Below are 13,307 nucleotides of genomic sequence, written 5' to 3'. Positions count from 1 at the left end.
ATGATCCTTTGCCGGTTTCTTCGAAACGCTGCTTTTCCATCCCGCTGATCTCCAAAGTGGTTTGGTTCGATTGTATTAAGGTTTTCCCCTTTTCGTCAATCCCAGTTGTTTGTTTTTCAACAATCTCCTAGATTGCCTATTGACAAAATAGAAAAATTGTTCTATTATCTAAAAAACCTGTAATTTCCCCAAAAATAGTTCAAGGAGAAAAGCAAAAATGAATCTCTCATCTTCCCCTAACAATTGGTCGCTGTCGAAATTGTTTTCCGGCGTTCGGTTACGGCCCGGACTGCTCTTCGGATTGATTATTTTTTCGGCACTGATCGCCTTCGAGATTTTCAACTACTCCACCACCGACTACGCGCTGCGTGACTTGCTCGGAGACCTGCGCTTTGCCGGTATCCGCTGGGCAACCATTCTCTCCATCGCCTTCTGTGGGATTGACTTTGCCGGCATTGCCCGCCTGTTCACCCCCGAACAGGGCCGCGATGAACCGAAGGAGGTCTGGTATCTGCTCGGCGCATGGCTGCTGGCCGCAACCATGAATGCTGTCCTCACATGGTGGGGAGTCTCAATGGCAATCGCCAGTCACACGGTTTCCAGCACCGCCGTCATTGATCAGGAAACGCTGATGAACATCGTCCCCGTGTTCGTCGCCCTGATGGTCTGGGTGATTCGCATCTTGATTATCGGCTCGCTCTCGATTGCCGGCGAACGCATCTTTTCCACCGGTTCAAACCGTCCGGTGTACAGCGGGACAGCTTCCCGCACCAGCCGCCCTGCCACGATACCCACTGCAACCGCTTCTTCGGCGGGTTTGACCGGCGCCAACCTCAGCCCGCGCCGCACGGTCGTACCTCGCCCCGGTCTGGGTAGTGATGGGCTTGCTTCTCGCCCCGAACCAACCTATCACAACATGCAGGCCCGCTCATCCCTGCGGACGCCGGGTTCATCCCAGAATTCCGGTTCAACTCCCACCACGCTCAAGTTGTGAGCAGAAATTACCCCCCAAGGGGCAGGCCCGGACGTTCCTCCTCCGCCGTCCTCCTGCCCTTTTTTTGATTAATCAGCCAGCGGCAGCCACACGGTAAATCGGGTACCCTTCCCCACCTGCGATTCCACTTCAATTTGGCCGCCATGATGATCAACAATCCATTTGGCAATGGACAACCCCAGACCAAATCCGCTGTTCTCGGTGCGTTTCCGGGATGGATCACCCCGGTAAAAACGATCAAAGATATGGGGAAGGTCTTCCGGCGGAATGCCCGGACCGGTATCTTCCACCATCAGACAGCTCTGCCCACCCTGCCTACTCAGGGATAAACGAACTTCGCCGCCTGCCGGTGTGTAATTGATGGCGTTAGCCACCAGATTGAGAATCACCTGTTTGAGCCGGTCGCGATCCCCCCTGACCATCACCTGATCAATTTCTTCCAAACGCAGGTTGACCTTTCCGCTGGCCAGAATCTGCATTTGCTGCAACACTTCCAGTAAAATTGTATCCAGTTCCACCGGCTTCAAATCGAGCGGCAACTGACCGGATTCAGCCTGTGCCAGCAGCAATAAATCCCCCACCAATCGAGTGAGCCGGTCAACTTCCTTCTCAATATTGCGCAGCGATTCCTCGTCCAATTCATTCGTCAGTCGCATCAACCCTACTTCACCCTTGATGACAGTTAGTGGCGTGCGCAATTCATGGCTGACATCCGCCAGAAATCTGCGCTGCGTGTCGAACAACTTTTCCAGCCTTTCGAGAGTCTGGTTGAAGGCTCGAATCAATCGGCTGACCTCATCCTGGGCAGTTGGCGCCACCGGTATCCGTCTGGAAAGATCGTCTGCCTGGGTAATTTGAGTGGCAACCTGTGTGACCGTTTCCAACTGCGCCAGGGCTTCTCCGGTTAAGGCCCAGGTTGTCACCAGTACTGCCGCCATCAGAGTAATCGTCAGGGCAATCAACACCGATGCCAGGGTATTTTGAGTAATTTCAACCAAAGCAAGACTTAATCCCACCTGTAAATAACCCACCGGGCCGCGATTGGTACGCAGCGGCACCGAAAGCACCCTGACCCGCACGCCATTAATGGTTTGTGAACTGTAAAAAACCTGCCCTAATCGTACGCCAGCATCATCCAACGGATCGGTAAGACCAACCGGGCGGCTGAACTGCAAGCGGCGGTCGGTATCCCAAACCTGGAAGATCAGATTTTCAGTAGGCTGGTAAGCAGACAACTGGCGAATATCGAACTGATTGTTAGCGCTGACTCGCAGCCGTTCGATGATCTGGTTTGCAGACTGACCCAGACGGCTGTCAATCTGCTCCAGCAGCACCTGACTGACAATTGAAAACACCAGAAAACCAAATAACAACAGGACTACGCCAACCAGCGCACTGTACGTAATTGAAAGGCGCAGCCGCAGGGACATTCCTTATTCGTCTTCGCGCAGGACATAGCCCACACCACGCACGGTGTGAATCAGGCGGCTTTCCCCCTCGCTCTCCAATTTTTGGCGCAGATAACGAATGTAAACATCCAGCACATTACTTTCACCGCCGAAATCATAGCCCCAGACCCGATCAAAGATCATCTCGCGGGTAAGCACCTGCCGGGGATGACGCATGAACAGCTCAAGCAAATCATATTCCTTGGCGGTCAGGGAAATGGTTCGACCCTTGCGCATCGCCTGTCGGGTAGAAGTATCCAGCACAAGATCAGCAAAATTCAAAACGGGTACCCGCTCCGGCTGGGTACGGCGCAATAGGGCGCGCACACGTGCCAGTAATTCTTCCAATTGGAAGGGCTTGACCATGTAATCATCCGCGCCGGCATCCAAACCTTGCACTCGGTCACTGACCGTATCTTTGGCAGTCAGCATCAGAATCGGCACATTCCCGCCGGCTCGCAGCCGCTGACAGACCTCCAAACCGTCCATGCCGGGCAGCATCCAATCCAAAATTACCAGGTCGGGGTGAGCATCCCGTGCCAGAGCCAGGCCTGTTTCGCCATCAAAAGCAGCGTCTACCGTATAGCCTTCGTAGGCCAAACTCCGTCGCAGCACACGCACAATGGCTTCGTCATCTTCAATGATCAAAATTCGCTCTTTCATAGCCCCTCCTCATGGTTGAAATCGAAAATAAATCATCCACAGGTTCTTCCAAACGCCCCTCTGCTGGGGCATCATTGAAGAAATTTTAATCTAAAGCCGCCATTTTTACTCGAAATTAAGCCCACCTTTTTTGAGAAAACCAAAATCGGCTATAATCCACAATATGACTGAAAACCCAATAGCGCCACCCATCTGGGTGGACACGCCCCAAAATCTCACCAAAATGGTAGACGACCTGTTGAATTGCGAACAGGTTGCCGTAGATACCGAATCAAACAGTCTGTTTGCCTACCGCGAACAGGTTTGCCTGATCCAGTTTTCGACCAACACGCTCGATTATCTGGTTGATCCCTTAGCCCTTACAGATCTTTCTGCGCTGGCCCCGCTGTTTGCCAGTCATCGCATCGAAAAAATTTTCCATGCTGCCGAGTACGATTTGATTTGCCTCAAACGAGATTTTCACTTTGAATTCCACCACATCTTTGATACGATGCAGGCAGCCCGCATCCTGGGCAGGAAGAAAATTGGTTTGGGGGATGTGCTGGAAGAGGAATTTGGGGTTAAACTGGAAAAACGCTACCAGCGTGCCAATTGGGGAGAAAGACCTCTTTCCCCGGCAATGCTTTCATATGCTCGATTGGACACCCATTATCTCATCCCGCTGCGCAACCGGCTGGCCGAAGAGCTGAAACGCAAGGGATTGATGCCACTGGCACAGGAAGATTTTGAATATCTTGCCCAAAACACGGCTCCCAACCCCGAACCACAGCCATTGAATGCCTGGAAGGTCAGCGGCGGCAAAGACCTGACTCCCCAGCAGCACGCCATTTTACAGGCGTTGATTGAGTACCGCGATCAGCAGGCCCGGCTCGCCAATCTCCCGCCGTTTAAAGTGCTCCCCAATGAGGTGTTGATTCACCTTGCCGAAACTGCCCCGCAAACCACGGAAGATTTGTATCATCTGCACCTGCTCTCCCCCGTTCAATGGAGACGCCATGCAACCGGTGTAGTTCATGCCATTCGCAGTGGATTACACACAGCGCCTCCACCGCGCAATTCCAATCACCGCCCCGACGAGGATGTTATGGAACGGTTGGAAGTTCTCAAAGAGTGGCGCAAGAAAACCGCCCGCCAGATGGGGGTCGAGTCGGATGTCATCTTGCCTCGCAGCATTTTGGAAAAAATTGCGTTTTCTCCACCGGCTTGCCTCACGGATCTGGATACCCTCTTGAAAGAGTTTCCGTGGCGGCGGGAAAAATTCGGCCACCAGATCTGGAAGATTCTTCAAAAAAGGGAGTAAACCATGCGCATTCACTTCAACGGCGCTGCTCAAACGGTCACCGGCTCTCAGTTTCTTTTGGAAGTGAACGGCGACCGTCTGCTACTGGAATGCGGTTTATTCCAGGGGCATCGAAAAGACACCTATCAAACCAACCTGCATTTTCCATTTGAACCCGATTCGCTGGATGCGGTCATCCTCTCCCATGCGCATATTGACCACAGCGGCAACCTGCCCAACCTGATCAAGCAGGGTTATGAAGGCAGGATCTACGCAACCCCTGCCACCGCCGATCTGGCCGACATCATGTTACAGGATTCCGGTCATATTCAGGAAGCAGATGCACAATTCGTCAACCGCAAACGCGCCAAACGCGGCGAACCGCCCATAGAACCGCTCTATACCCAGGAAGATGCCGTACAGGTGGCTGCTCACTTCGACGGTATTCCTTACGGCCGGCCTTTTGAGCCAATTCGCGGTGTGCAGGCGCAGTTTGTGGATGCCGGCCACATCCTCGGTTCGGCAGCGGTTGTGCTGGACATTGAAGAAAAAGGGCGCAAAATCCGGTTGTGGTTTTCGGGAGATATTGGTAGAGAACGGCTGCCATTGATGCGCGATCCTGTTTTGCCGGAAAAAGCCGACCTGCTCATCATGGAATGCACCTATGGGGACAAACCTCACCGCGACCCAGAAGAAGCCTACGTTGAATTGCGGGATACCATTCGCCGCACGGTTGCACGCCGGGGCAAAATCATCATCCCGGCTTTTGCAGTCGGTCGGACTCAGGAATTGGTTTACTGTCTGAACCGCATGGTCAGCCAGGGTGAAATCGAACCGCTGCCGGTCTACGTGGATAGTCCCCTGGCAGTCAATGCCACGCGCGTGTTTCAGGAACACGCCGATTTATTCGATGCCGAAACCCAGGAATTTGTCCGCAACGGTACTCACCCCGCCCTGACCTTCCCGCAGCTGAAGTACATTCAATCCGTGGAGGAATCCAAAGCCCTCAACGAACGCCATGAACCGATGATCATCATTTCGGCTTCCGGCATGGCAGAAAGCGGGCGCATTCTGCACCACCTGCGGAACAATTTGCAAAATCCGCGCAACACCATCCTGATTGTTTCCTGGCAGGCTCCCAATACACTGGGCCGCCGGCTGGCGGAGCGTGAGCCCGTGGTGCGGATTTTTGGTGAATTATGTGACCGCCGCGCTGAGGTGGTCACCATTGGCGGATTTTCTGCTCATGCCGGACAGGACATGCTGGTAAGATATGCACAGGCCAGCCAATCTTCCATTCAAAAGCTGTTTCTCGTTCATGGCGAGCCAAATGCTGCCGGCGCATTGACCGAAAAATTAAAAGAAATCGGTTTCCGCGATATCCGCTACCCCGCCAAAGGCAGTTTTTTTGATCTGTAACAAAAGATGAGTCAATCGGAAAAAAGATCTTCTTTCACAGAGAAAATACTGCGTGCGTTTTGGAAAGGCGCCCGCCCCCTCACCGCGGCAGAGCGGGAAGAAATCATTACCGAACTAACCCCACTTTCGTCACCCGGTTTCGACTTTTTCCTGCTGGTCGTACTTTCAACCAGCATTGCTACGCTTGGCCTGCTGACCAATTCGCCGGCAGTGATCATCGGTGCAATGCTGGTTGCTCCGCTGATGTCACCCATCCTTACCATCGGACTGGCATCGGTCATTGGGGACAGTCGTATGCTCAGTTCGGCAATCAGTGCCCTGTTGCGGGGTGCCTTTCTATCCGTCCTGCTTTCTTTTATCCTCACTATTGTCAATATTAACCTGCCCATTTTATATCTTCAACAATTACCACAAGAAGTCATTAACCGGACACATCCCTCACCCATTGACTTGATGATTGCCCTGGCAGGTGGTTTTGCCGCTGCTTATGCACTTACCCGGGAAAATCTTTCGGCTGCTTTACCGGGGGTGGCGATTGCTACCGCTCTTATGCCGCCTCTTTGTACTATTGGAATTGGCCTGGCCTTCAACGACATGGATGTGGCTGGTGGGGCTACTTTGCTTTTCATCACCAATGCGGTCACCATCGCATTTGCAGCAGGGTTGGTTTTCTTTTTGCGCGGCTTCGGTTCGCGGCGTATTCGCAAAGAAAAACGCCTGCCACAAAGCCTTTTCCTTTCCGCCGGGCTGATGACTCTTTTATTAATTCCACTCACTTATTACAGTTTTCAATTTTTCAAAGATGCCAATGACAATCGCATGATTCGCGAAGTGATTGTGGATCAAGTTACCCGTTTGAACGGCAGTGAATTGGACAGCATGAGTATTCAACGCAACCCGGAAGGTTTAGAAGTTGTTTTGACTATTCGGACGAACCGCTTGCTTCGTTATGATCAGGTAGTATTTCTGCAAGAATCCCTGGTGAAAGAATTAAACCAGCCGGTTTCGCTAAAAGTTAATCAGGTTTTTGCAGAACGTTTAGACCCTCTCCTGCCGCCAACCTCCACCCCCACCCGAACACCCACAGCCACGATAACCCTTGGGCCGTCCCCAACTCCCACCTCAACTTTTACACCCACTGCATCCCCAACCGCGACCCCGACAATCACACCAACCGCGACCCCGACAATGACGCCCACTGCTACAAATCTGCCCCAGAGTGTGCTGGTCGGGCCGGTTACAATTCCCCCCTTACGCATCTACCAGCAGCCCGGCGGTCCAGTGATCGGTTACATCGAGGCAGGCAAACCCATTTATCGTCTCTATCAAACCCAACTGTATCAGGGTCTGGTGTGGGTTCAAGTACGGGATAGTGAAAACCGGATCGGCTGGATACCCGAAGTGTATCTGCGCACACTCACCCCCTCGCCCAGTCCAAGTCCCTGAACGGCTTTCCTCACAGACCTTACAAAAATTTTGGTAATTCTGCTATAATACCAGCACCCCGGAGAGGTGCCAGAGCGGCCGATTGGGGCGGTCTCGAAAACCGTTGTGGAGGCTTCCTCCACCGTGGGTTCGAATCCCACCCTCTCCGCTGAGCGTAAAGTCCGAGCGAAATCGGCAGATTTCGCCGCCTACCGGCTCTCGATCTGTTGAAAAACGGATGTGAAAGAACGAGGTTTTACGCTTTGGCGTGATCTTCACGCCCGAGATCGCTCAGTGTCCGCTGGGCGATCTCAACTATTAAGCGGTCATCCTTCATTGTACGTACTCCTCGACACTTGTCAAGGTATTGTGGGACACCGGGAAGGCGATTTTGACTTCCGTTACCTTCTGTCTCATCTCTTCCCCTATGTCAACAATATTCCCTTCTGCACCTTGTTCTCGGATCCAGTAGCGTCGCTCGGCGTCGGGGCGCAGTCTATCCATCAGCCGGAAGAGAATCTCGTAGTCTGGATTGACTTTGACCCACATGATGCGCTTTGTGCCCACATCGCAACCAACTTCCTGGATCATAGTCCGCACCAGCATCTTGCGCTCTTCGCGGGTAGCCCATTCCCAGCTATCATGTAAGTTTAACAAGGTGAGGGCAGCCCGTTCAATCGCTAATTCAGGAATGCGCGTGAGCAAGTCGAGCTTTTCCTTCAAGCTGTTGACCTTCTGCCAATACTGGTATTCTTCACCTTCGTACAGGCCCCGCTCGTAGTTGTCGCGCATCAGTCGCAACATACTGCGGATCTCCTTGCGCTCGCTCTCCGGATCGGACCTGTCCTGCTCATCATGGAGTAGTTTCCGCACATCTTCTTCCCAGGTTGGAGTGAGCTTCAGCGACTGTATTAAATCCGCAACCTGTTCATCCAGCTTGTCAGCGTGAATGCTTTGACCTGAGTACGGGCAGTCGTAGTAACCACGCAGGTGCGAATCCTCCCGGTAGTAGGTGGGGTAATTCTTCGGTGTCTGGACACGAAGCCGTCGACCACAGTGCGCACAGACCGCCAGGCTTTGCAGCAGGTGAATCCTGGCCGCCTTCTGTCCAGGTTTGGGTACAACACGCCGACTGGCACGCAGCGCCTGGCAGCGATCCCACAATTCCTGGGTGATGATTGGTTCGTGCTGGCCATCAGAGACCTTGGGCGGCGTGGAGCGATAACTGACTCCTTTAGGACGGACGGTCATGCCACGGTAACGGATCTTGCCCACATAGTAGGGATTGCAGAGCATATCCCGCACCGAGTCCTTGTTGAACATACGATTCTTTGCAGTGAGATATCCTTGTTCGTTCAACCAGGCAGCGATCTGCATGTCAGAGTATTGGCCAGTAGCATAGCGTTCAAACATTGCGACCACAACCGGAGCCTTCTCCGGGTCGGGAACGCCTACCTTGCGGTTGCCCTGCAACACACTGATGTAACCCCAAGGGACGGCGCCATTGTGATAGCCTTGCAGCGAACGCTCCAACTTGCCCTTGTTGGTCTCTTTGGATAAATTATCGCTGTAAAACTCGCCCAGCGAGCTGACCAGGTGAAACAGGAGCTTACCCTCCGGCGTACCAAGGTCAAAGGGCTGCTGGACGGCCTTGAAAATGATATCCAGCTCCTGCAGCTCGTGGACGATCTCCAACGACCATTCCAAACGGCGCGCCAGGCGATCCACTTTGTGGACGTACAGCACCTTGAATTCGCCACGCCGGGCAGCTTCGCGCATGGCATTGATCCCTGGGCGGTATTTCTTGCGGTAAGCCGATTGGGCTGGGTCGGCGAACACCTTGACGATCTCGACGCCATCGCGCTCAGCCTGTTCCTTGATCTGGCGCAGCTGGGCGTCCAGGCTGAAGGAGTCGCTTTGCATCTCAGATGAGAAGCGGATATAAGCTGCTCCAGGGATTGGGGAAGAGTCTTCTCTTTGCTTGTATCGGTTCATCTTGTTATATCCTTTCGTTCGAAGTAGTAATGAGTTGAAGACCAGGTGAGAAAACTACTCGGGTTGTTTCACAGCACACCTCCATTCCAGGAGCAGCCAGATTGATCATTAGCTGGTGTCGTTCGTCTTTTCCTGGTTGAGCGCCAGGTAACGGCGGTTGATGCGCGCCAGCCATTCGATCAGGCTTTGAGGGAGCTTGTCTGGTAAGGATGCCTCCAGCTGGGGGCATAGCTGCTCCTGGGAAGGGGTTATATCATCTCCAGAAGACGGTTTTTCTTGTGGGTCAGGATTTTTAGCAAAGTTTTGACTTACACTCTGGTCTGCCATAATTGCACCTCTTGCTATAAATGGATTGAATGTCTCTTGTGCGCCTTAGGGGGTAAAAGAAAACTCCGGTTCTGGCAGACTGGCTGCCAAAACCGGAGCGTTGGAATTGTGATAGGTGGTCTTCGATACTATTTCTCCTTCATAGTGTTCCAAATAGACAATTGACCTGGCGCTTCTGGGCTTGACCGTCTACCAGATCGCCTTGAAACTAGTATCCTATTCATAAGGTCTCGCGATCTGAGCCATTCGTCCCAGGTCCTAGGTTGGACCGGAACCAGTATTGGGCTGGTCTCGGTCGGGCAGCCCATGGGCGAGTTGGACATTTGCATCTCATCCGCAAACAGCGATTGCAGATCCTCTAGCTGAGCTCCTCGGAGAACTTCGCGAGCAAGCTCGGTGATAAAATCTCCATCTTCTACGGGTACAATCGCGCCGCCAACATTATCCCCATACAGAAGTTGTGCAGCGCGCATCTTGCGCCCCATCAGGGCCAGCGCCTGAGCTTCCATCGTGCCCCGGTAGACGGATAAGACAGCCTTCACCGGCTTGGTCTGCCCTAGACGCCAGACTCTGCGCAGAGCCTGCCACAACACGTAGAGCGAGTATTCGACCTCGGCAAACACCACCGAGGCGAAATTCACCAAATCCAGGCCGGTAGCCACCAGGCGGGGATTGGTGATCAGCACATCCACATCAGCGTGCCTGTCAATCCAGGCCTCGCGCTTGCGGGGATCCACGCTGCTGTACAGGGTGATCACCCGCAGTCCGGCGTTTTCCAACACGGTTTCGATGCGCTCCTGAATGTCTCTGGTTCCTGTCTGGCGGATATAGACCAGCACGCGCCTGCGTTGGGCTTTCTCGGACAGGCAGAAACTGGCCAGCCAGCGTTCCTTGGGCAACAGGTTGCTCTCGATCAACTGCCCCTGCAGCACAGCCGGCAGCTGCATCAGCGGGCTCTGGACGATCACTTCCTTCTCACGTTTTCCAGCCGCAGATTGCGCTGTACGGGCTGCTTCCAGCAGAACTTGGGCAGCTTGATGGTGCATTTCGCTGTCTCCAGTGGAGTCCAGCAGTTCTTTCGCCAGGGCGGTGAACTGGTAAGCCGGGACAGCGGCGTGATTGAGCATCACCACTTCATCTCGGAAAGCTGAGTTCGGACGGGCTAACGCCCACTGCAGCCACAGGGAGAGGTAACGCGAATCGCGGCGCGCCATGTGGCGCAGGATGCTTTCCATCCCCTGATACTGGCGGCCTTGAGCATCTTCCATCTCCAGTTCTACCACCTCCTCCGAGTAGGGTGGCAGCTCGACCCCCAGGTCTTTCAGATTGAGGAAGATCGAGTTATGCAGCAGGCGGGTGATGATCGCCGGGCTGACGCCCGGGATCTCGTGCGCCTGCTCGCGGTAGCGCCGGTTGCCAGTGAAGGTTCCATCCTCGTCAGCTAGGTCGCTACCCACCTTGCGCTTGCGAACGCTTTCCAGCAGTCCGTAAGCGTTAGCCCAGCGCAGCTCGTCATGGAAGGCAAAATCCTAGCGTACGCTGGGCGTCAGGCGGTGCAGCAACCAAAAGATTGAAGTACTCCGCCCGCCAAAGTAGGTGCCGGTTAGGGTTAGTGTGTACATCGTCGCTTCGGCCAACTGGTGAAAGGCTACACCCCGATCGCTGGATTTCGACTTGTGTAGAGTAGGGGCAGAGCGCGTTACTCACCTTTCGATGAGCACGTTTCCCCACCCCCCTCTCCGAACCGGACTTGCACCTTTCAGCGCATCCGGCTCTCCATACACGACTATATGCACAGATTTGTAGGCACTCTCATCGCCCCTGCCATTCTGCCTTCTGGTGGCAGCCTGGACAGAGGGCGACAAGGTTTTCTAGAAAATGAGCCTGTCTACGGTTCTTGAAGCTTTTCAGCCGGGCACAGTGATGCACGTGCGCCTTCCTTCCCCGGATGGGTTTGCCACATTGCCAGCAGCGGTAGCCGGATTGCTCCAATACTGCCTTTCGTAATGTACGCCATTCTGGCCCATATTCCGACTGCGCCATCGGTCCGGGCGACTCAAGGTTGGGCGGTAGGTTCAATTCTTCTACTCGCTCTTCCAGGATAGTCCGTTCTTCCGGTACATACGGGTTGAGCTGGGGATGAAAGCTCACGTAGCGTATGGGAAAGAAATTCAGGGTGACCACGATGTAGGCGGTGGTATGGGCTTTGTCCGCCCAGCAGCCGTAGTTCTTGCAGCGATGCCTCCGGTTCACTCGACGGATGTCGTAGCGATAGGGGATGTAGTGGGCTTTGTAATGCTGTCCGGGTGTCAACTTGGGGTTGCGCAGCCGGTGGGAGGTGCGAAACACCCGCCACCAGACATAGTGATCTGCTTGCCGGAATGCCCGGCTGCTGCTCACCCGACGATAGTACATTGCCCATCCGACCAGGTACTTGTTGAGATGCTCGATTGCACCTGCATCGTTCTGCGTGCTGAAACCTTCCCATACTCTTTGCTTCGCCTTCTCTCGAAACCGGCTCATCGCCTTTGGGGAGGGTGTGATCAGGGTCACCCGTTGATACTTGCGGATGCGGAAGCCAAGGAAGTCAATCCCCTGTTCCACTGGCGTGATCAACGTTTTGGCCTCTGACAACTCTAAATGGAGTTCAGTTCCCACAAAATCGGCGATCTCCGCTTTTAGCTGCATAGCCTGCTCCATCGTTCCCTTCACCATGACGACGAAATCGTCGGCGTAACGAACGATGAAACTTCGGAATGCGCCCCGGCGGAGCAAGCGCTGCCTCTCTGCTTCACTGAACCCGCCCCATTTGGCGTGGATAAACCAATCCAACTCGTTCAGATAGATATTCGCCAGCAGTGGGGAAACGATCCCCCCTTGTGGCGTGCCTTCATCCGTCACCTGCCAGGCCCCATCTTCCATCACCCCTGCTTTGAGCAGATCCTTGACCAGCCGGATGATACGCTCATCCCGGATAGTTCTGCGCAGGATCTTGAGCAGCTTGAGGTGATGGATGCGGTCGAAGCATTTGCGGATGTCCCCTTCGATGGCGATGTTGTAGTGGCGTTTCCCGATCAGGTCTTTGATCCGCAGGGCAGCATGATGGGTCGACCGGAAGGGTCTAAATCCGTAGCTGTGCGGATAGAACCTGCCTCATAGATCGGTTCCAGGATCAGCCGGAGCATTTCCTGTACCACCCGATCTTTGATCGTGGGAATACCAAGTGGTCGTTGTTCGCCATTGGCTTTGGGGATATACGTTCTCCGAACGGGTCGGGGCCTGTACGTTTTAGCGCACAGTTCCCGGTTCAGTTCATCCACCAGTTGAGCACGGCTTTCTTCTGTATTCAGGTCTCCTTTCGTAATGCCATCGACGCCCGCCGTTCTTGCCCCGTCGTTCTTCAACACCCGATCCAGTGCAACTGTGGTCAGGCGTTTGGAGCGCATCAGGTTGTACAAACGGTCGAACGTCAGCCCTTTCAGGCTTCGATGTGCCAGCACTTCTTGGGTTCGTTTTGTCCATCGATAGAGGCTTTCCAGCTGAGTTTTCGGCGTTTCCAGCCTTTCTACTTCCGGTGTCGTGTTCATGGCGACCACCTCCTTTTCCGTGTGGGATTAGAGGCCTACACCCATTCCGTGCAAGTCGTGACTGCCGCCCTTCGCCCTGTGAACGGCTTTCCCGTTCTCCGTGACCGGGTCGTAGGGCAGGGCTTTTGACCCTGTCTATTCTCCCGGCGACTACTACGGCGGCTCCGCCC

General features: G+C 54.1%; 11 protein-coding genes and 1 tRNA gene. 5 read left to right on the top strand and 7 right to left on the bottom strand.

From position 1 onward, the window contains the following. Positions 1–217 precede the first annotated feature (217 nt). Entirely contained in the window at positions 218–994 is a 777-nt protein-coding gene (locus AC812_RS02855) for a hypothetical protein (RefSeq protein ID WP_061914407.1), read from the top strand. Between the two features lie 68 nt (positions 995–1,062). Here the strand turns inward: AC812_RS02855 and AC812_RS02850 are convergent, their stop codons facing one another. Together AC812_RS02850 and AC812_RS02845 are read right to left on the bottom strand one after the other, a co-directional pair. Beyond that, a complete protein-coding gene (locus AC812_RS02850; protein WP_061914405.1) occupies positions 1,063–2,424 on the bottom strand; it encodes a sensor histidine kinase in 1,362 nt (453 codons plus the stop codon). Between the two features lie 3 nt (positions 2,425–2,427). Further along, entirely contained in the window at positions 2,428–3,105 is a 678-nt protein-coding gene (locus AC812_RS02845) for a response regulator transcription factor (protein WP_061914403.1), read from the bottom strand. 163 nt (positions 3,106–3,268) lie between these two features. On the opposite strand from AC812_RS02845, the gene AC812_RS02840 reads away from it, so the two are divergent. The 4 genes from AC812_RS02840 (at position 3,269) to AC812_RS02825 (ending at position 7,397) form a co-directional block, all read left to right on the top strand. Further along, complete coding sequence (locus tag AC812_RS02840; RefSeq protein ID WP_061914401.1) at positions 3,269–4,405, top strand: ribonuclease D; 1,137 nt, start codon at positions 3,269–3,271, stop codon at positions 4,403–4,405. 3 nt (positions 4,406–4,408) lie between these two features. Beyond that, on the top strand, positions 4,409–5,803 hold the full coding sequence (locus tag AC812_RS02835; protein ID WP_061914398.1) for an MBL fold metallo-hydrolase RNA specificity domain-containing protein: 1,395 nt from the start codon (positions 4,409–4,411) through the stop codon (positions 5,801–5,803). Positions 5,804–5,809: 6 nt separating this feature from the next. Next, complete coding sequence (locus AC812_RS02830) at positions 5,810–7,249, top strand: DUF389 domain-containing protein (RefSeq protein WP_061914396.1); 1,440 nt, start codon at positions 5,810–5,812, stop codon at positions 7,247–7,249. Between the two features lie 60 nt (positions 7,250–7,309). After that, positions 7,310–7,397: transfer RNA gene (locus AC812_RS02825), tRNA-Ser, on the top strand. Positions 7,398–7,561: 164 nt separating this feature from the next. Here AC812_RS02825 and AC812_RS02820 read toward each other — a convergent pair. From AC812_RS02820 to AC812_RS02800, 5 genes are all read right to left on the bottom strand, one after another. After that, on the bottom strand, positions 7,562–9,223 hold the full coding sequence (locus tag AC812_RS02820) for a recombinase family protein (RefSeq protein ID WP_062158775.1): 1,662 nt from the start codon (positions 9,221–9,223) through the stop codon (positions 7,562–7,564). A gap of 108 nt (positions 9,224–9,331) precedes the next feature. Beyond that, entirely contained in the window at positions 9,332–9,550 is a 219-nt protein-coding gene (locus AC812_RS02815) for a hypothetical protein (protein WP_061914392.1), read from the bottom strand. Between the two features lie 128 nt (positions 9,551–9,678). Beyond that, entirely contained in the window at positions 9,679–11,007 is a 1,329-nt protein-coding gene (locus AC812_RS02810) for a C-terminal helicase domain-containing protein (RefSeq protein WP_061914390.1), read from the bottom strand. 355 nt (positions 11,008–11,362) lie between these two features. Further along, complete coding sequence (locus tag AC812_RS02805) at positions 11,363–12,637, bottom strand: group II intron reverse transcriptase (RefSeq protein ID WP_236839287.1); 1,275 nt, start codon at positions 12,635–12,637, stop codon at positions 11,363–11,365. Continuing rightward, positions 12,625–13,137, bottom strand: coding sequence for a reverse transcriptase family protein (locus AC812_RS02800; protein WP_061914387.1), 513 nt, complete (start codon positions 13,135–13,137; stop codon positions 12,625–12,627). Before AC812_RS02800 ends, AC812_RS02805 begins: the two co-directional genes overlap by 13 nt. Between the last annotated feature and the right edge of the window lie 170 nt (positions 13,138–13,307).

This window comes from Bellilinea caldifistulae, assembly GCF_001306055.1.
GTDB classification, from domain to species: Bacteria; Chloroflexota; Anaerolineae; order Anaerolineales; family Anaerolineaceae; genus Bellilinea; species Bellilinea caldifistulae.
Note: the sequence above shows the minus strand (reverse complement) of the source record. Positions and strands in the feature narration are given on the sequence as shown.